The organism is Streptomyces sp. CB01373, assembly GCF_002803075.1.
In the GTDB taxonomy this organism is placed as follows: Bacteria; Actinomycetota; Actinomycetes; order Streptomycetales; family Streptomycetaceae; genus Streptomyces.
On sequence record NZ_NNBK01000005.1, the window covers coordinates 160,478 to 178,108 of the forward strand.

The 17,631-nt window shown below is 70.8% G+C and carries 19 protein-coding genes; 11 read left to right on the plus strand and 8 right to left on the minus strand.

From position 1 onward, the window contains the following. Positions 1 to 251: alcohol dehydrogenase catalytic domain-containing protein (locus CG719_RS36305; RefSeq protein ID WP_324838195.1), on the minus strand; the 251-nt coding region annotated here is incomplete at its 3' end. 156 nt (positions 252 to 407) lie between these two features. After that, on the minus strand, positions 408 to 1,631 hold the full coding sequence (locus tag CG719_RS09625; RefSeq protein WP_100568115.1) for an NAD(P)-dependent malic enzyme: 1,224 nt from the start codon (positions 1,629 to 1,631) through the stop codon (positions 408 to 410). A 544-nt stretch (positions 1,632 to 2,175) separates the two neighbouring features. Here CG719_RS09625 and CG719_RS09635 point away from each other — a divergent pair. Genes CG719_RS09635 through CG719_RS09645 form a run of 3 tightly spaced genes read left to right on the plus strand, consistent with a single transcriptional unit; the run spans position 2,176 to position 4,897 of the window. Beyond that, positions 2,176 to 3,126 (plus strand): ABC transporter substrate-binding protein, encoded by a 951-nt coding sequence (locus CG719_RS09635; protein WP_100568116.1) that lies wholly within the window; start codon positions 2,176 to 2,178, stop codon positions 3,124 to 3,126. A 32-nt stretch (positions 3,127 to 3,158) separates the two neighbouring features. After that, positions 3,159 to 4,094: an amino acid ABC transporter permease gene (locus CG719_RS09640; RefSeq protein WP_100568117.1), complete on the plus strand. Its 936-nt coding sequence runs from the start codon at positions 3,159 to 3,161 to the stop codon at positions 4,092 to 4,094. A gap of 50 nt (positions 4,095 to 4,144) precedes the next feature. Next, positions 4,145 to 4,897: an amino acid ABC transporter ATP-binding protein gene (locus CG719_RS09645; RefSeq protein ID WP_100568273.1), complete on the plus strand. Its 753-nt coding sequence runs from the start codon at positions 4,145 to 4,147 to the stop codon at positions 4,895 to 4,897. Between the two features lie 68 nt (positions 4,898 to 4,965). On the opposite strand, the gene CG719_RS09650 is transcribed toward CG719_RS09645, so the two are convergent. Next, entirely contained in the window at positions 4,966 to 5,742 is a 777-nt protein-coding gene (locus CG719_RS09650; protein WP_100568118.1) for a class I SAM-dependent methyltransferase, read from the minus strand. Positions 5,743 to 5,841: 99 nt separating this feature from the next. On the opposite strand from CG719_RS09650, the gene CG719_RS09655 reads away from it, so the two are divergent. After that, a complete protein-coding gene (locus tag CG719_RS09655; RefSeq protein WP_100568119.1) occupies positions 5,842 to 6,471 on the plus strand; it encodes a CGNR zinc finger domain-containing protein in 630 nt (209 codons plus the stop codon). Here the strand turns inward: CG719_RS09655 and sodX are convergent. Then, the gene (gene sodX / locus CG719_RS09660; RefSeq protein WP_100568274.1) at positions 6,375 to 6,809 is read right to left on the minus strand and encodes a nickel-type superoxide dismutase maturation protease; all 435 of its coding nucleotides are present in this window, start codon (positions 6,807 to 6,809) and stop codon (positions 6,375 to 6,377) included. The two genes, CG719_RS09655 and sodX, sit on opposite strands and share 97 nt — an antisense overlap. Before the next feature lie 146 nt (positions 6,810 to 6,955). Between sodX and sodN the strand changes: the two genes are divergently transcribed. From sodN to CG719_RS09675, 3 genes are all read left to right on the plus strand, one after another. Then, on the plus strand, positions 6,956 to 7,351 hold the full coding sequence (gene sodN, locus CG719_RS09665) for a superoxide dismutase, Ni (RefSeq protein WP_100568120.1): 396 nt from the start codon (positions 6,956 to 6,958) through the stop codon (positions 7,349 to 7,351). A 210-nt stretch (positions 7,352 to 7,561) separates the two neighbouring features. After that, entirely contained in the window at positions 7,562 to 8,104 is a 543-nt protein-coding gene (locus tag CG719_RS09670; RefSeq protein WP_100568121.1) for a DUF1707 SHOCT-like domain-containing protein, read from the plus strand. Between the two features lie 111 nt (positions 8,105 to 8,215). Continuing rightward, entirely contained in the window at positions 8,216 to 8,845 is a 630-nt protein-coding gene (locus tag CG719_RS09675) for a class I SAM-dependent methyltransferase (protein ID WP_100568122.1), read from the plus strand. A 225-nt stretch (positions 8,846 to 9,070) separates the two neighbouring features. Here CG719_RS09675 and CG719_RS09680 read toward each other — a convergent pair whose 3' ends face one another. From CG719_RS09680 to CG719_RS09690, 3 genes are all read right to left on the minus strand, one after another. Then, positions 9,071 to 9,700: a GNAT family N-acetyltransferase gene (locus CG719_RS09680; RefSeq protein WP_100568123.1), complete on the minus strand. Its 630-nt coding sequence runs from the start codon at positions 9,698 to 9,700 to the stop codon at positions 9,071 to 9,073. Between the two features lie 173 nt (positions 9,701 to 9,873). After that, on the minus strand, positions 9,874 to 11,040 hold the full coding sequence (locus CG719_RS09685; RefSeq protein ID WP_100568124.1) for a family 2 encapsulin nanocompartment cargo protein polyprenyl transferase: 1,167 nt from the start codon (positions 11,038 to 11,040) through the stop codon (positions 9,874 to 9,876). A gap of 126 nt (positions 11,041 to 11,166) precedes the next feature. Continuing rightward, positions 11,167 to 12,573, minus strand: coding sequence for a family 2B encapsulin nanocompartment shell protein (locus tag CG719_RS09690; protein WP_100568125.1), 1,407 nt, complete (start codon positions 12,571 to 12,573; stop codon positions 11,167 to 11,169). Between the two features lie 220 nt (positions 12,574 to 12,793). Here CG719_RS09690 and CG719_RS09695 point away from each other — a divergent pair, with 220 nt between their 5' ends. Beyond that, the gene (locus CG719_RS09695) at positions 12,794 to 13,711 is read left to right on the plus strand and encodes a 1-aminocyclopropane-1-carboxylate deaminase/D-cysteine desulfhydrase (RefSeq protein WP_100568126.1); all 918 of its coding nucleotides are present in this window, start codon (positions 12,794 to 12,796) and stop codon (positions 13,709 to 13,711) included. A 139-nt stretch (positions 13,712 to 13,850) separates the two neighbouring features. On the opposite strand, the gene CG719_RS09700 is transcribed toward CG719_RS09695, so the two are convergent. After that, the gene (locus CG719_RS09700; RefSeq protein ID WP_100568127.1) at positions 13,851 to 15,446 is read right to left on the minus strand and encodes a Na+/H+ antiporter; all 1,596 of its coding nucleotides are present in this window, start codon (positions 15,444 to 15,446) and stop codon (positions 13,851 to 13,853) included. Between the two features lie 77 nt (positions 15,447 to 15,523). Here CG719_RS09700 and CG719_RS09705 point away from each other — a divergent pair, with 77 nt between their 5' ends. The 3 genes from CG719_RS09705 to CG719_RS09715 all read left to right on the plus strand — a co-directional run bounded on the left by CG719_RS09705 (position 15,524) and on the right by CG719_RS09715 (position 17,581). After that, complete coding sequence (locus CG719_RS09705) at positions 15,524 to 15,784, plus strand: UBP-type zinc finger domain-containing protein (RefSeq protein ID WP_100568128.1); 261 nt, start codon at positions 15,524 to 15,526, stop codon at positions 15,782 to 15,784. 247 nt (positions 15,785 to 16,031) lie between these two features. After that, positions 16,032 to 16,448: an anti-sigma regulatory factor gene (locus tag CG719_RS09710; protein WP_100568129.1), complete on the plus strand. Its 417-nt coding sequence runs from the start codon at positions 16,032 to 16,034 to the stop codon at positions 16,446 to 16,448. Between the two features lie 17 nt (positions 16,449 to 16,465). Next, a complete protein-coding gene (locus CG719_RS09715) occupies positions 16,466 to 17,581 on the plus strand; it encodes an RNA polymerase sigma factor SigF (RefSeq protein ID WP_199836574.1) in 1,116 nt (371 codons plus the stop codon). Positions 17,582 to 17,631 lie beyond the last annotated feature (50 nt).

Below are 17,631 nucleotides of genomic sequence, written 5' to 3' on the forward strand. Positions count from 1 at the left end.
ATCACGGAGTGCAGGACGACCTCGTTGCCGTCCTCGTCGACACCGGCGGCGTCGCAGCCGAGGATCATGGGCAGCTTGTCCTCGGACAGCCCCACCCCCCTCAGCGACCAGAGGTCGTGGTGGTTCAGTGAGGCGGCCCTGACATTGACCGTGCTCCAGCCGGGACGGGCCTCGGGGGCCGGGCGCTCCCCCGACTCCAGGCCGCTCAGCGGCTGGTCGCGGTCGATTCGGGCGGCGTAGACAGCGAACATGACCTTGACCCTAGGGGTGTGCCCCGGCCGACGGAACCACGCACCTCTGTGACGCTCACCCTCTTGCCAGACAGCCAGACACGAGGACGAGGGACGAGGGACGCGGGAAAAGACGAACGGCCCCGTCCGCAGGGGGACGGGGCCGTTCCGGTCGGCTCAGCGACGGGCCACGCCCTCGGCACGGGCCGCGGCGGCCACCGCCGCGGTCACCGCGGGTGCCACCCGCTCGTCGAACGGCGAGGGGATCACGTAGTCCGCAGCGAGGTCGTCGCCGACGACTCCGGCCAGCGCCTCGGCCGCCGCGATCTTCATTCCCTCGGTGATCCGGGACGCCCGCACCTGGAGCGCGCCCGCGAAGATGCCGGGGAAGGCCAGGACGTTGTTGATCTGGTTGGGGAAGTCCGAGCGCCCGGTCGCCACGACCGCCGCGTACTTGTGCGCGACCTCGGGGTGCACCTCGGGGTTCGGGTTGGCCATGGCGAACACGAACGCGCCCTCGGCCATCGACGCCACGGCCTCCTCCGGCACCGTGCCGCCGGAGACGCCGATGAAGACGTCGGCCCCGGCCAGCGCGTCCTCCAGGGAACCGCTGACACCGGCCTTGTTGGTGAACTCGGCCAGCTCGCGCTTGACCTGCGTCAGGTCCGTGCGGTCGGCCGACACCACGCCCTTGCGGTCCGCGACCGCGACATCGCCGATACCGGCCTCGACCAGCATCCTGGCGATGGCCACACCGGCCGCGCCCGCGCCCGAGATCACGGCCCGCAGCTCTCCGATCGCGCGCCCGCTCAGCCGGGCCGCGTTGCGCAGCGCCGCGAGGGTCACGACCGCCGTGCCGTGCTGGTCGTCGTGGAAGACCGGGATGTCCAGACGCTCCTGCAGCCGGCGCTCGATCTCGAAGCACCGGGGAGCCGAGATGTCCTCCAGGTTCACGCCGCCGAAGGACGGCGCGAGACGCACCACGGTCTCGACGATCTCGTCGACGTCGGTGCAGTTCAGCGCGATCGGCACCGCGTCCACGCCGCCGAACTGCTTGAACAGGATCGCCTTGCCCTCCATGACCGGGAGGGAGGCTTCGGGGCCGATGTCACCGAGCCCCAGAACAGCCGTGCCATCGGTCACGACGGCGACCACGGACGACTTCCACGTGTAGTCGTGGACCAGTTCCGGCTGCTCCGCGATGGCGGAACAAACGCGCGCGACGCCGGGCGTGTACGCCAGGGACAGGTCGTCCTTGTCGCGGATGGGCACAGTGGCCTGCACGGCCATCTTGCCACCGCGGTGCAGCGCGAAGGCCGGATCGAAGGAGTCGAGCGGCTCTGCTCCGCCGTCCTGGTCCGTACCGCTGTCGCTGCGAGGATTGACGATCTCCGCTGCCACTTCGTTTTACCCCTTAAAGTTTCATGGTTTGAGGGTTGCCGCTCCTGGTGGGAGCGGGCGGGACCGCGCACGGACCGTGAGTGATGTCTTCGGTCACCTACGCGACGGGCGCGCCGCACACGCGCTCGAGCCCCGGATGAGGGGTGTAAAGAACCTTCTTACCGGACGATCGACGTCAACGACGAGTCCATAACGTCAAGGTCACATGACGGGGACGCGGCACTTGGCCCAATATGGGGACAACTCATCGCCGAATACCCGACAGGGTTTTAACTGCACTCAAACACCATGCAGCGGTGGACCGCATCCTGAGACGGGCCGAAGATCCTCCGGCCGGAAGAAGGCATTCCCGCAGATGGTCCGGCTTTGCCGGAGCCGCTGTGGGCTGTTCGGGGGTCACCCGTTATCCGATTTTGACATGGCGACACCCCTGAATGGAGCAGCCCGAATGGCAAGATGCGGTCAATCACACGAGGTCGCAACACTCGAAGGTGTGTGGTCTCGTCGCCCGTCGGCAGCGCCATCCATCAGCCGGAGGAACACCATGACCACACGCTCCACCCGTCGTACGACCGCCGCGCGCTCCCGGCTAGCTGCGGTCGGTGCGATCGTGGTCACCGGCGCCCTGATTCTCACCGGCTGCGGTGACCAGACCAAGGACAAGTCGTCGGGCAGCTCGGCGAACTCCGCCCCGCTGGCCGACAAGCTCCCGGCCCAGATCCGGGAAAAGGGGTCCATCAAGATCGGCTCCGACATCGCGTACGCGCCGGTCGAGTTCAAGGACAAGTCCGGCAAGGTCGTCGGTCTCGACCCCGACGTCGCGGCCGCCCTGGGGAAGCAGCTCGGGGTGACCCTCGAGTTCGAGAACGGCACCTTCGACGCCCTGCTCACCGGTCTGCGGTCCAACCGCTACGACATCGCCATGTCGGCCATGACGGACAACAAGAGCCGTCAGGAAGGCGTCGACCCCAGCACGGGCAAGAAGGTCGGCGAGGGCGTCGACTTCGTCGACTACCTGACCGCCGGTGTCTCGATCTACACCCGCAAGGGCGACACCAAGGGCATCAACAGCTGGTCCGACCTGTGCGGCAAGAAGATCGCCCTGGAGCGCGGCACGGTCTCCGAGGACCTCGCGAAGTCCGAGGCGAAGAAGTGCCCGGCCAACAAGAAGCTCACCATCGAGCCGTTCGACGACGACCAGCAGGCCCAGACCCGGCTGCGCTCGGGCGGCGCGGACGCGGTCTCCTCCGACTTCCCGGTCGCCGCGTACGCGGTGAAGACCTCCGGCGGCGGCAACGACTTCGAGGTCGTCGGCCCGCAGGTCCAGGCGGCCCCCTACGGCATCGCCGTCAGCAAGACGAACACGCAGCTGCGCGACGCCCTCCAGGCCGCGGTGAACGCGATCATCAAGAACGGCGAGTACGAGAAGATCCTGGAGAAGTGGGGCGTCCAGGACGGTGCCGTCAAGGAATCCGTCATCAACGGCGGCAAGTGACCGCGCCGAGCAGCCGCTGAGAGGCGACACCCGTGACTGCTGACATCGACAAGACGGCGGGGCCCAAGAACACGCCCCCGGCCGGACCGCAGGCCATCAAGGCCATCCCGGTCCGGCACTACGGGCGGTACCTCACCGCCGCCGTCGCGATCGCGATCCTGGTCGCGATCATCTACGCGTTCAGCCAGGGCAGGATCAACTGGCACGCGGTTCCCGACTACTTCTTCGACGACCGGATCATGACCGGTGTCGGCAAGACCCTCCTGCTGACGGTCCTGTCGATGCTGATCGGCATCGTCGGCGGCATCGTCCTGGCGGTGATGCGCCTGTCGAAGAACCCGGTGACCTCGACCATCGCCTGGTTCTACATCTGGTTCTTCCGCGGCACCCCGGTCCTGGTCCAGCTGTTCCTGTGGTTCAACCTGGGCCTGGTCTTCGACTACATCAACCTGATGCCGCTCTACAAGGACACCTGGTCGAACTTCATGACGCCGTTGCTGACGGCGCTGCTCGGCCTCGGTCTGAACGAGGCGGCGTACATGGCGGAGATCTGCCGCGCCGGTCTGCTCGCCGTCGACGAGGGCCAGACGGAGGCCGCCCACGCGCTGGGCATGAGCCACTCCAAGACCCTGCGCCGGATCATCATCCCGCAGGCCATGCGGGTGATCGTGCCGCCGACCGGCAACGAGGTCATCAACATGCTGAAGACGACCTCGCTCGTGGCGGCCGTCCAGTTCTCGGAACTGTTCCGCTACGCCCAGGACATCGGCCAGGTCTCCGGCGCCCCGGTGGAGATGTACTTCCTCGCCGCCGCCTGGTACCTGATCATGACCTCGGTGCTGAGCGTCGGCCAGTACTACATCGAGCGGTACTACGCCCGCGGCTCCAGCCGCAGCCTGCCGCCGACGCCGTGGCAGAAGGTCAGGGCACACCTGACGTCCTTCTCCAGCAGGAAGGTCACGGCATGACCGACAAGCTCACCAAGCAGGACACCACCGTGCGCGACACCGGCGTCGCGATGGTGAAGGCGGAGGACGTCCACAAGTCCTTCGGCCAGGTGGAGGTGCTCAAGGGCATCGACCTGGAGGTCAGGCCCGGCGAGGTGTTCTGCCTCATCGGCCCCTCCGGCTCCGGCAAGTCGACGTTCCTGCGCTGCATCAACCACCTGGAGAAGATCAACGCGGGCCGGCTGTACGTCGACGGCGAGCTCGTCGGCTACCGCCAGCACGGCGACAAGCTGTACGAGCTGCGCGACCGCGAGGTCGCCCTGAAGCGCCGGGACATCGGCATGGTCTTCCAGCGCTTCAACCTGTTCCCGCACATGACCGCGCTGGAGAACGTCATCGAGGCGCCGGTCCAGGTGAAGGGCGTGAACAAGGGCGAGGCCAGGGACCGGGCGGTGCAGCTGCTTGAGCGCGTGGGCCTGGCCGACCGGGCCGGGCACTACCCCTCGCAGCTCTCGGGCGGCCAGCAGCAGCGGGTGGCGATCGCCCGCGCCCTGGCCATGGACCCCAAGCTCATGCTGTTCGACGAGCCGACCTCGGCGCTCGACCCGGAGCTGGTGGGTGACGTCCTCGACGTCATGCGCGACCTCGCCGAGTCCGGGATGACGATGGTCGTGGTCACCCATGAGATGGGCTTCGCCCGCGAGGTCGGCGACAGCCTGGTCTTCATGGACGAGGGCGTGGTGGTGGAATCCGGCCATCCGCGCGAGGTGCTAACCAACCCGCAGCACGAGCGCACGCAGTCCTTCCTGTCGAAGGTGCTGTAGCAGGACGCGAACGGACGAGGGGCGGTACGGGGATCCCGTACCGCCCTTCTCGCATGGGTCCCCGTGCCCTACTTGAGGGCGAGCAGGAGTGTGTCCGTAGGCGAGCACCACACCGGGCGGGCCTCGGCGAAGCCCTGCTCGCGCAGTACGCGCGCGTGCCACGCGGCGGACGGCATGTCGCCGTCGGCGTGCTCGCCGTAGATCTCGAAGCGGCGGGCCGCCGGTCCGGCCAGGACCGGGTCCTTGGCGGCCAGCTGCCACCACTCGGCCCAGTCCAGGGCGCCGGCCCGCTTGGCCTGTTCCATGCGCTCGTGCCGCTGGGCGCGTTCGGCCGCGTTGATCCGGGGCGTGGTCTCGTCGATCATGTGGTCCGCGTTCATGAAGACACCGCCGTCGCGGACGAGCTTCGCGACGTGGCCGTAGAGGGCGGCGAGAGGTTCGCTGTGCAGCCAGTGCAGAGCCGTCGCGGTCAGGACGGCGTCGTAGGAGTCGTACGGCAGCTTCGCCGGCCAGGCGGGGTCCTTGAGGTCGGCGGTCACGAAGGAGACCCGGTCGTCGCCGTCGAAGGTGCCGCGCGCGATGGCGAGCAGCGCCGGGTCGAGGTCGACGCCGGTGCTGGTGGCCCCGGGGAAGCGGGTGAGCAGCCGGGCGGTGATGCTGCCGGTGCCGCAGGCCAGGTCCAGGACGCGCGGGGCGGTGCCGACGAGCGCCTCGACCATGTCGAGCATGATGCGGAAGCGTTCCTCGCGGTCGGGCATGTACCACTCCTGCTGGCGGTCCCAGCTCTCCTGCCACGCCGCCCAGTCGGCCCCCTCCGCGGTGATGCCCGTCCTCGTGTCCGTCATCGCAGCCCTCCCTGTCCACGTCACGTAATACCCTTGAAGGCCAGCCGGCTGTTACCGACCGCTCTCCCGCACCATAGAGCGACCCAGTAAGGACTACAAGTGGAACTGGCCTATTACTCGGATTACGCCGTACGGCTCGTCAACAGCGAGGAACCGGCCCGGGGCAAGGACACTTTGACCTCGGTCGACGCGGTACGGGACCTGTTCGGCGCCAACGCCTCCGCGGCCCGCCGGGCCACCGACGCCGATGTCACGCGCTTCCGCTCGGTGCGGGCCCGGCTGCGCTCTGTCTTCGAGGCGGCCGACCAGGGCGACGAGACGCTCGCGGTGGCCCTGCTGAACTCCCTGCTGCTGGAGTTCCCGGTGAGCCCGCAGATCTCGGGACACGACCACCGCGACGACGACGGCCGCCCGCTGTGGCACATGCACCTGGCGGACCACCCGTCCAACGCGACCGCCGGCTACGCGGCGCTCGCGGCGATGGGCCTGGCCTTCCACCTCACGGAGTACGGCGTCGACCGCCTCGGCCTGTGCGAGGCCGCGCCGTGCCGCAACGCCTACCTGGACACCTCGACCAACCGCTCGCGCCGCTACTGCTCCGACCGCTGCGCGACCCGCGCGAACGTCGCCGCCTACCGGGCCCGCAAGCGCCTCGAGGCCGACCGGTCGGTGAACACGGGCCGGGCCGCCGACAGCACCCAGCGCGCGAGCGCCAGCGGCGAGCGCTGAGTGCGCTTGCGCGGCCGGTAGCGGAACCACACCCTGCCCAGGACCAGGTCCTCGGGCACGGTCCCGTAGTCGGTGCTGTCCCCGCCCGCGTACGCGTTGTCGCCCAGCACCCACCAGCCGCTGTCGCGCCGCTCCGAGGCCCGCTTGACGACCAGCAGGTCCTGCTGGAACGGATGCCGCAGGACCACCACGTCACCGGGCCGGATCCGGGCGCCGTACTGCACCACGAGCCGGTCTCCGTGGTACAGCGTGGGCACCATGGACGGCCCGGTCACCTCGGCCAGCCCGAAGGGCAGCACGGCGCCCCTGCGCTCGGTCTCCTGCGACAGTTCCGGCATCCCCGGCACCTCCCCGGTCACGTTCCTCCACCAGTCTCAGTCTCACCCCGGACTTTTGTCCTAAGCCCTAGGGGGCACTCGCGAAAACACGCCTGGCAGGGAGTAATGTCCCACCTGAGAAGACGATCACGAGGAAGGATGGCTCCATGCTTTCCCGCCTGTTTGCCCCCACGGTCAAGGTCAGCGCGCACTGCGACCTTCCCTGCGGTGTGTACGACCCGGCCCAGGCCCGCATCGAGGCGGAGTCGGTGAAGGCCGTCCAGGAGAAGATGGCCGCGAACGACGACCCGCACTTCCAGACGCGTGCCACCGTCATCAAGGAGCAGCGCGCCGAGCTGGCGAAGCACCACGTCTCCGTGCTGTGGAGCGACTACTTCAAGCCCCCGCACTTCGAGAAGTACCCGGAGCTGCACCAGCTGGTCAACGACACGCTGAAGGCCCTCTCCGCCGCCAAGGCCTCCACCGACCCGGCCACGGGTCAGAAGGCTCTGGACTACATCGCCCAGATCGACAAGATCTTCTGGGAGACCAAGAAGGCCTGATCTTCGATCACGCCCCCGACCCGCGATCCCCTTGATCGCCCGGTCCCCAGGCCCGCACCCGGCGTCCACCGCGACTCGGGTGCGGGCCTGTATCCGCACCTGTGCGTGAACTGGCGTGAACGGTGCGCGTGGTCGGTCGCCTCGTCAGAATCCTTGCCGGCTCCGGGCCTTGGCACGGGTACGTCGCGGGCGCGGCACTAGAGTGGGACGGTGACCTCTCCGCAGGAAGATCGGTTGCCGCTGCTCAGCGAAGACGACCGTGAGACGGCCGTGCGGCGTCTGCGGGAGGCGTACGCCGATGAGCGCGTCTCGCACGAGGAGATGGACGAACGTCTCGGTCGGATGGTCACCGCGAAGACGCACAGCGAGCTCGCGTCGGCCGTGGCCGGGCTCCCGGAGGAGAATCCGGACACCACGTCGACGATCACCGCTGCCGCCGGACGGATCCAACGGCGCGGCTTATGGCGGGTACCTCGGATCCTCAAGGTTGAGTCCGCATTCGGGAAGGTACGCCTGGACCTGTCCCGGGCGGTCATCGAGCATGCGGTCGTCGACATCGAGCTGCTGCTCGGCACCGGCGGGGCCAGGATCACCGTGCCTCGCGACGCGATCGTTGACGTGGAGGGTCTGCGCACGGGGTGGAAGGACCTGCGCTACAAGGCTCGGCGGCCTTCCCGCCCGGGCGAGCCGAAGATCCGAATCTCCGGGGCCATGGAATTCGGACGGTTGAAGATCCGCCACGCGCGACGTTGAGGCCGGTGGCCTGGGGAGGGCAGGTCACGCCCTTGTTCGTCGGACGAGCAGGTCGAGCGGTTCGGCGAGCGGCGAACGGCCTTGAACGGCACGGGTGTTAGCTTCTTCCCCGTGGCGGAACACCAGCACGGGACCAGGGCGGCCTACGACGGGGTCGTCGAGCTCTATGCGTCGATGTTCGCTGATCGGCTGGAGACGCGGCCGTTCACGCGGGCCATGGTCGGCACCTTCGCCGAGTTGGTGCGCGAGACGGGCAACCTGCGGGCAGCCGATGTCGGGTGCGGGCCCGGACATCTGACGGCCATGTTGCACGACTTGGGGCTGGACGCCTTCGGGCTCGACCTCTCCCCGGCCATGGTCGACCACGCCCGGCGGGCCCATCCGGCGCTGCGGTTCGACGAGGCGCGGATGGAGGCCCTGCCGGTCGAGGACTGCGCACTCGGCGGAGTGCTGGCCCACTACTCGGTGATCCACACCCCGCCTGGGGAACTGCCCGCGCTGCTCGCCGAGCAGGTGCGTGTCCTGGCGCCGGGAGGCCTGCTCCTGGTCTCGTTGTTCGGGACCGAGGGACCGGAGCCGGTCCTCTTCGATCACAAGGTGGCGCCCGCCTACAGCTGGCCCGTGGACCGGTTCGCCGAGTTGCTGGCCGGGGCCGGGCTCGTCACGGTCGCTCGGCTGCTCCACGACCCGGCCTCCGAACGCGGCTTCCTCGACGCCCACGTGCTCGCCCGCCTCCCCTAGTGCTGTGACCGGAAAGGTTCACCGGCTCGCGGCGTCCGGTGCGGCACCTCGCCGCGTTGTCGCATCACCCGAGTACATCCAGTACGCGGGCGATGCTCCGCCTTGCGATGTACCGCACCGGACGCCGCGAGCTTTCCGGCAAACCTTTCCGGCCACAGCACTAGAGGGAAGTCCGCGACGACGTCGGGCGCGCGGTGAGCCGTCCCGAGCTCGTGGGTCCGGCGGTCAGTGCCCCCGGCCGGTGACAGGCTCGCGCCACATCGGCCACATCCGGGGGCCGTCCGGGAGGTCGAGGGTGTGGTCGGCGAAGGTGAAGCCCAGGCGTTCGTAGAGCTTCGTGCTGCGCTCGCTGCTGGCCTCCAAGTAGGCGGGCAGGCCCTCGCGGTCGCAGCGGTCGAGGACGTGCTGGACGAGGGTGCTGCCCAGGCCCTCGCCCTGGTGGGCCGGTGCGACGCCGATCATCCACAGGTACTCGTGGGCGCGGTCCGCCGGATGGGAGTCGGCCATCAGCCGGGCGATCTCCTCGACCCGCGGGTTCGCCGGGTCGACGCTCTCGCGCAGCCGTACGGCGTCGTCGGCGTCCTCCGAGCCTCCCCCGCCGTCCGGGCCGTCGCCGTCGGCCGCCGGCATCGACAGCCACAGGGCGCACGCCGTGCCGTCCTCGGTCACGTCGATCCGGCCCTCGGCGAGCACGATGTCGGTGAAGGCGGCCATCAGCCGGTGGTGGGTCGTACGGCGGTACTCACGCTCCGGGAAGACCCAGCCGCTCACCGGGTCGTCCTGGAAGGCCTCGTCCAGCAGCCGCACGACCAGTTCCCGGTCGCCTTCCCCCGCCGCCCGGATCCCCACGCCCATGGTCCGCCCCCTCAACTCAAGTACCGCTCGAAATAAGGGAGTTGAGCCTAGCGAAAGAGGCGGGCCCCGCACACCGTGGGGCAGTGCGGGGTCCGCCGCGCCGGAGCCGCCGGCGGCCGTACGGGGTCAGGAGCCGTACGGGCCCGGTGGCTCCGGGGTCTTCTCCGGCGGGGTCAGCTGGAGCGTCTGGTCACGAACTCGGCCAGGGCCAGCAGTCCGCCGGCGTTCGCCGGATCCGGTACGGCGCGGGCCAGGTCGGCCACGGCCCTGGCCATCCGGTCGGCCGCCTGGGCCTGCGCCCAGTCCCGCCCACCGGCCCGCTCCACCACCAGCGCCAGGTACTCCTCCTCCCCCTCCTGGTGTGGCCGGGCGTACAGCTCGGCCAGTTCGGCCGCGTCCGGGGTGCCGGAGGTCAGCGCGGCGACCACCGGCAAGGACTTCTTACGGGCGGCGAGGTCGGCACCGGCCGGTTTCCCGGTGCGGGCCGGGTCGCCCCATATGCCGATCACGTCGTCGATCAGCTGGAAGGCGAGCCCCGCCTGCCGGCCGAACGCGTCCAGCGCCTCGACCTCCTCCTCCCCCGCCCCCGCGTACAGGCCCCCCACGGCACAGGCGCAGCCGAGCAGCGCGCCCGTCTTGGCCTCGGCCATGGCGAGCACCTCGGCGAGTGTGACCTCGCCGGGAGCGCGCCGTTCCAAGGCGGTGTCCGTCCGCTGGCCCTCGCAGAGTTCGACGACGCAGCCCGCGAGCCGGGCGGCGGCGGCCGGTGACGCCGGATGCGGGTTCTCGGCGAGCAGTCCAAGGGCCAGCGCCTGGAGCGCGTCCCCGGCGAGGATCGCGTCGTTCTCGCCGAACACCGTCCACGCCGTGGGCCGGTGCCTCCGGGTGACGTCCCGGTCCATCACGTCGTCGTGCAGCAGCGTGAAGTTGTGGACCAGCTCGACCGCCGCCGCGGCCCGCGCCGCCACCGCCCGGGCGGGCGGCCCGCCGAGCGCGGTCGCCGCCGTGAGGACCAGTGCCGGGCGGATCGCCTTGCCGCCGTTGCCCGCGGCCGGGGTGCCGTCCGCGTGCTCCCAGCCGAAGTGGTAGCGCGCGATCCGGCGCATCGAGACGGGCAGGGAGGCGACGGCCGCACGCAGTTCGGGGTCGACCGACGCCCGGGAGCGTTCGAGGATCACCGCCGCGTCGTGTCCGTCGGGCGCGGCCGGGCCGCCCGCCCAACCGGGGGCGGCGCGGGGGAGAAGGCTCTCGGCGGAGCCGGGTCCCGCCGGCCGCTCGGCCCCCGCGGGGCGGGGCACGCCGGTCGGGCGCCGCGTCGCCTCCGTCATGAACTCAACCATCCGATCCACATCCGATCCCCCGCGAAGAGACCGCGGACGGTGGCGCTTCCGCAGCCGGAACTGGGCGCGTCCCCCGGGGGTGTACCCGGCCCGGCGGGCCGGGACACCGGGAGCCGGCGCGTGTGGTCAGCGCCAACGGCCGACCTCGATGTTCTCCAGGACTCCCAGCGCGTCCGGCACCAGCACCGCGGCCGAGAAGTAGGACGTGACCAGGTACTTGATGACCGCCTGCTCGTTGATGCCCATGAACCGCACGGACAGGCTCGGCTCGATCTCGTCGGGGATGCCCTTCGCGCGCAGCCCGATGACGCCCTGGTCCTCCTCGCCGGTGCGCAGGGCGATGATCGAACTGGTCCGCGCCTCGGTGACCGGGATCTTGTTGCACGGGAAGATCGGCACCCCGCGCCAGGTGGGGATGCGGTTGCCGCCCATGTCGATGGTCTCCGGGACCAGACCCCGCTTGTTCAGCTCGCGGCCGAACGCGGCGATCGCGCGCGGGTGGGCGAGGAACAGCTTGGTGCCGCGGCGCCGGCTGAGCAGCTCGTCCATGTCGTCGGGGCTCGGCACGCCGTCGTGCGGGTGGATCCGCTGGTCGTACTCGCAGTTGTGGAGCAGGCCGAAGTCGTGGTTGTTGATCAGCTCGTGCTCCTGGCGCTCCTTCAACGCCTCGACGGTCAGCCGGATCTGCTGCTCCGTCTGGTTCATCGGCTGGTTGTAGAGGTCGGTCACGCGTGTGTGCATGCGCAGGACGGTCTGCGCGATGCTCAGTTCGTACTCGCGGGGGCTGGCCTCGTAGTCGACGAAGGTGTGCGGGATGTCCGGCTCACCGCTGTGTCCGGCGGCGAGTTCGACCGCCTTCTCCCCGTACCTGTTGGCGTTCTGGTCGGAGCTCGAGGCCTGCTGCCGGAGGTGGGCGCGCAGCGAGTCGGCGCGCTCGGCGATCTGCTCGACGTCGCGGCGGGACAGCACGAGGACGGTGCACGCGGTGTCCGCGCGGGCCGTGTACTCCCAGATGGCGTCCGGGTCGAGGAGAGCCTGATCGCCGAAGTACGCGCCGTTGGCGAGGACACCGAGGACCTGGTCGTCGCCGTAGGGGCCGGTGCCGACCTTCTGGACCCTGCCGTGCGCCAGCAGGTACACCTCCTCGGCCTGGCTGCCGAAGGAGGCGATGACCTGGCCCGCCTCGATCTCGCGCTGGCGGCAGCGCTGGGCGAGCTCCGAGAGCACGTCGTCGTCCTCGTAGTCCCGCAGCGCCGGCAGTTCGCCGAGCTCGGCCGGGATGACCTCGACGCGGTCGCCCGTCTTCACGAAGGTGATGCGGCCGTCGCCGACGGCGTAGGTGAGCCGCCGGTTCACCCGGTACGTGCCGCCCTGCACGTCGACCCAGGGCAGCATGCGCAGCAGCCAGCGCGAGCTGATCTCCTGCATCTGGGGAACGGACTTGGTGGTGGTGGCCAGGTTCCGCGCGGCCGCGGTGCCGAGGCTCTGCTGCGGCCGGTCCTGCTCCGTGCGGACCTCTTCGCCTACCGACATAGAGAATTGCCCTCCCGCTCATGCCCGGCACGCTCGGCCGTGCATCGATTTGCGTGCGCCAGCCTTCCAGCACGGAGCGTGGTCGTGCTATTACCCGAAAGAGCGGGAATGGATCACTGTCGCCGCGGGCAGAACTTGCGTTTCCCCTTTGCGTGACCAGCGGGTTCGCGGTGCCTCGCCGGCCGTGCCGCTTCCCGGGCCGGGCGGCGACAATGGCCGGGTGACCCGCTCCACCGCCCCCGGCCCCGCTGCGCTGTCCCCCCGGCTGCCCTCGCCCCTCCAGGAGGTCGCCGACGACCGGTTCACCCGTCGTGGACTGCGGCTGCTCCTGAAGCGCGACGATCTGATCCACCCGGAGCTGATCGGCAACAAGTGGCGCAAACTCGCCCCGAACCTGCGGGCCGCGGCCGGACGGACGGTCGTGACCTTCGGCGGCGCCTACTCCAACCACCTGCGCGCGACGGCCGCGGCGGGCCGCCTGCTGGGCCTGCCGACGGTCGGTGTGGTCCGCGGCCAGGAGCTGGCCGAGCGACCGCTGAACCCCTCCCTGGCGCGTTGCGCGGCCGACGGGATGCGGCTGCACTTCACCGACCGGGCGACGTACCGCCGCAAGGCCGAGCCGGAGACGCTGGCGGCCCTGCTGCGGGCCGCGGGCGCCGAGGACGCCCATGTGGTACCCGAGGGCGGCAGCAACGCCCTGGCGGTACGCGGCTGCCGGGCCCTGGGCGAGGAGCTGGGCGAGCACGCGGACGTCGTCGCGCTGGCCTGCGGCACCGGCGGCACACTGGCCGGCCTGGCCGCCGGTCTCGCGCCCGGTCGGCGTGCCCTCGGCGTACCGGTCCTCCGGGGCGGTTTCCTGGCTGCGGACATCGAGGCCCTGCAGGAACGGGCCTTCGGCGCCCGGCGCGGCACGTGGTCGCTCGACGAGCGCTTCCACTTCGGCGGCTACGCCCGTGTCCCGGCCGAACTCGACGCCTTCGCGGAGGACTTCACCGCCCGGCACGGCGTCCCCGTCGAACGCCTCTACGTCGCCAAACTGCTGTACGGCCTGGTCACCCTGGCCGCCGAGGACGCCTTCCCGCGCGGTACGGCGATCGCCGCGATCATCACGGGCACCCCTTTCCCGCCGACAGCCTGAACCGCCCGGCACCACAACGCCGCCACCGGGCCATCACGCCCGTACCCCGGCACCCCGGCACCCCGGCACCCGCCTGAGCCGCCCGGGCCCCTCACTCCCCGTCCCGGCGCCCGCACAACCACCCGGCCCGCCCGTCCCCTCACGCCGCCTCTCGATAGGCAGCCGCCTCCTCCAGGTCGAGCCTGCGCAGCAAGGTGCGCAGCATTTCGTCGTCGATGTAGCGGCCGTCGCGGAGGCGCACGAAGACCTCGCGCTCGGCGCCGATCACGTCGCGGGACAGGCGGCGGTAGGTGTCGTCGACCGACTCGCCGGTCACCGGGTTGGCCTGGCCGAGGCGCTCCCAGACGGAGTTGCGGCGGCGCTCCAGGACCGTGCGGAGGCGGTCGGCGAGCGGCGGGGGCAGGGCGTTGCGCTCGTCGGCCAGGAGTTCCTCCAGGCGGCGCTCGGCGGCCAGGGACGCCTGTGCCTGCGCGTTCGCCTCGGCCAGGGTCTCCGCCCGCGTGTCACGGTCGGGGAACTTCAGCAGCCGGATCAGCGGCGGCAGTGTCAGGCCCTGCACCACCAGGGTCCCGATGACCGTCGTGAAAGTCAGGAAGAGCAGCAGGTTCCGTTTCGGGAAGGGCCCGCCGTCGTGGAGCGTGACCGGGATCGAGAAGGCGATGGCCAGGGACACCACGCCCCGCATCCCGGCCCACGCGGTGACCATCGCGCCCCTCCAGGTGGGATTCTCCTCGCGCTCCCGGATGCGCCGGGACAGCAGCCGGGGCAGGAACGCCGCCGGGTACACCCAAACGAACCGGGCGGCGACGACCACCAGGAAGACGGCGACCGCGTACCAGGCCGCCTCGGGTCCCGAGTACGTCCCGAGGCCCCCGAGGACGACCGGGAGCTGAAGTCCGATGAGGGCGAACACCGACGACTCCAGGACGAACGCCACCATCTTCCACACGGCCTCCTCCTGGAGCCGGGTGGCGAAGTCGACCTCCCAGGCGCGGTGCCCGAGGTAGAGGGCTACGGTGACGACGGCGAGGACCCCGGAGGCGTGCACCTGCTCGGCGACGCCGTAGGCGACGAACGGGATCAGCAGGGAGAGCGTGTTCTGCAGCAGTGCCTCCTTCAGGTGGGTGCGCAGCCAGTGCAGCGGCGCCATCACCACCAGGCCGATGCCGACGCCGCCGATCGCCGCGATCAGGAACTCCCCCACGCCGCCCGCCCAGGTCGCGCCCTCGCCGACGGCGGCGGCCAGCGCCACCCGGTAGGCGGTGATCGCGGTGGCGTCGTTGAGCAGGGACTCGCCCTGGAGGATCGTGGTGATCCGCGAGGGCAGCCCGACCCGCCGGGCCACGGCCGTCGCCGCGACCGCGTCCGGCGGCGCCACCACCGCGCCCAGCACCAGCGCCGCGGTCAGCGGCAGCCCCGGCACGAGCAGGTACGCGGCCCAGCCGACCACGAAGGTCGCGAACAGCACGTAGCCGACGGAGAGCAGCGCCACGGGGCGCAGTTGCGCGCGCAGGTCGAGGTAGGAGCTGTCACTGGCGGAGGTGTACAGCAGCGGCGGCAGCAGCAGGGGCAGGACCACGCCGGGATCGAGGGCGTAGGCGGGGACCCCGGGGACGTAGGAGACCGCCAGTCCCGCCGCGACCAGCAGCAGGGGCGCCGGTACGGGGGTGCGCCGGGCGACCCCGGCCACCGCGGCGCTGCCCGCCACCAGGAACAGCAGCGGCACTACGTCCATGGTCCTCGCCCACCCGTCGTTCGTCGCCCGGCCGCTTTCCGCGCGGTCCCCCGCACGAGCGTCGTAATCTGGCAATCATGAAACAGTGCACGCACGCCGGCACGCTGCCGCACCCGGAGCCCGTGCCCGAGTGCGAGACGTGTCCGGAGTGCCTGGCGGACGGCACGCATCCGGTGCAGTTGCGGCTGTGCCTGTCCTGTGGCCACGTCGGATGCTGCGACTCGTCACCGGGACAGCATGCGACCAAGCATTACAAGGACACCGGGCACCCGGTGATGCGGACCTTCGAGCCCGGCGAGGACTGGCGCTGGTGCTTCGTGGACCACGTGCTCGTGTGACCGGAACCGGGGGACGGTTCGACCGTCTGACGTCTGGGTACGTCAACCCGGCGCCCGCCGTTCCCATTTGGGCCCGCAGACCCCTAGCCACGGAGCGTATCCGTAGCTTTACTATGAGTGACAGCAAGGGTCGGGGCCCCGGGACAGGAAGGCCGGGCGCGCGGTAGCGTCACCGCTGAACCATGTATCGCGTTGTCCGGGGGATGCCCCCGGCCCTGAGAGAGCTTGTACCACCTTGGAGGTGAGGGTGTCCCAGATCGCAGGCGAGCCCGTGGCGAACCAGGACTTCGTGGAGGTCCGGCTGCCGGCTGCGGGTGCCTACCTGTCGGTGCTGCGGACGGCCACGGCCGGCCTCGCGGCCCGTTTGGACTTCACCCTCGACGAGATCGAGGACCTGCGCATCGCGGTCGACGAGGCCTGCGCGATCCTGCTCCAGCAGGCCGTGCCCGGCTCGGTGCTCAGCTGCGTCTTCCGGCTGGTCGACGACTCGCTCGAGGTCACTGTCTCGGCCCCGACGACGGACGGTCACGCGCCTTCGCGGGACACGTTCGCCTGGACCGTCCTGTCCGCGCTCGCGGGCAAGGTCTCCTCCGCCGTGGACGACGACAGGACCGTGTCGATCAGCCTCTACAAACAGCGCGGCGCGGGACCCGGGCCGGCGTGAGGAACGGGGACGGTCCGGTGCGGGACGAAGAGCGCGGCACACGGGAGCTGCCCGAGGGCGGGCCCCCGGCGCGCGCGGACGGGGCCGGGGCTCCGGGCGGGGCCGCCCGGGGCGGTCCGGCCGCGGCCCGGCGCGCGGCGGACGGTATCGACGGCATCCCGGAGCAGGCCAGGCCGCACCCGGAGGACGAGCCGCTGGTCGCCGGCCACGGCGGTCCTCCCCCTCACGGGGACTCCTCCCGTTCGAGCGAAGGCGAGAACGCGGGGAAGGAGGCGAGGGCTCGGGGAAGGGCGACGGGCGGGACGATGAGCGAGCACGAGCGCAACGGCGAGGACGGGTCGCGCGCCGCCCCGATCGTGCACAACGCGCGGCACGACCCTCATGACCGCAGTGGCGCACGTGCGATGTTCGTCCAGCTGCGCGCCCTGCAGGAGGGCAGCCCGCAGTACGCCGAGCTGCGCAACCAGCTGGTCCGCATGCACCTGCCGCTCGTCGAGCACCTCGCGCGCCGCTTCCGCAACCGCGGCGAGCCGCTGGACGACCTCACCCAGGTCGCCACCATCGGCCTGATCAAGTCGGTCGACCGGTTCGACCCGGACCGCGGCGTGGAGTTCTCCACGTACGCCACCCCGACGGTCGTCGGCGAGATCAAGCGGCACTTCCGGGACAAGGGCTGGGCGGTGCGTGTGCCGCGCCGGCTCCAGGAGCTGCGCCTGGCGCTGACCACCGCGACGGCCGAGCTGTCCCAGCTCCACGGCCGCTCGCCCACGGTGCACGAGCTGGCGGAGAAGCTCGCCATCTCCGAGGAGGAGGTCCTGGAGGGCCTGGAGTCGGCCAACGCCTACTCCACGCTGTCCCTGGACGTCCCCGACACGGACGACGAGTCCCCGGCGGTCGCGGACACCCTCGGCGCCGAGGACGAGGCGCTGGAGGGCGTGGAGTACCGGGAGTCGCTGAAGCCGCTCCTTGAGGATCTCCCGCCGCGCGAGAAGCGGATCCTGCTGCTGCGCTTCTTCGGCAACATGACCCAGTCGCAGATCGCGCAGGAGGTCGGCATCTCGCAGATGCACGTCTCCCGGCTGCTGGCCCGCACACTGGCCCAGCTGCGGGAGAAGCTGCTCGTGGAGGAGTAGGAGAAGGAGGGATCGCGGGAACCGGGACGGCCGGGGCGGAGGCCGGCCGT

Excerpts from the sequence above, each read along its gene's own strand:
- CG719_RS09680 (WP_100568123.1), bottom strand. The coding sequence starts at position 9,700 with ATGGGCGTGGGGATCCGGGCGGCGGGGGAAGGCGACCGGGAACTGGTC.
- CG719_RS09635 (WP_100568116.1), top strand. The coding sequence starts at position 2,176 with ATGACCACACGCTCCACCCGTCGTACGACCGCCGCGCGCTCCCGGCTA.
- CG719_RS09650 (WP_100568118.1), bottom strand. The coding sequence starts at position 5,742 with ATGACGGACACGAGGACGGGCATCACCGCGGAGGGGGCCGACTGGGCG.
- CG719_RS09685 (WP_100568124.1), bottom strand. The coding sequence starts at position 11,040 with ATGGTTGAGTTCATGACGGAGGCGACGCGGCGCCCGACCGGCGTGCCC.
- CG719_RS09690 (WP_100568125.1), bottom strand. The coding sequence starts at position 12,573 with ATGTCGGTAGGCGAAGAGGTCCGCACGGAGCAGGACCGGCCGCAGCAG.
- CG719_RS09700 (WP_100568127.1), bottom strand. The coding sequence starts at position 15,446 with ATGGACGTAGTGCCGCTGCTGTTCCTGGTGGCGGGCAGCGCCGCGGTG.
- sodX (WP_100568274.1), bottom strand. The coding sequence starts at position 6,809 with ATGCCGGAACTGTCGCAGGAGACCGAGCGCAGGGGCGCCGTGCTGCCC.
- CG719_RS09645 (WP_100568273.1), top strand. The coding sequence starts at position 4,145 with ATGGTGAAGGCGGAGGACGTCCACAAGTCCTTCGGCCAGGTGGAGGTG.
- sodN (WP_100568120.1), top strand. The coding sequence starts at position 6,956 with ATGCTTTCCCGCCTGTTTGCCCCCACGGTCAAGGTCAGCGCGCACTGC.
- CG719_RS09705 (WP_100568128.1), top strand. The coding sequence starts at position 15,524 with ATGAAACAGTGCACGCACGCCGGCACGCTGCCGCACCCGGAGCCCGTG.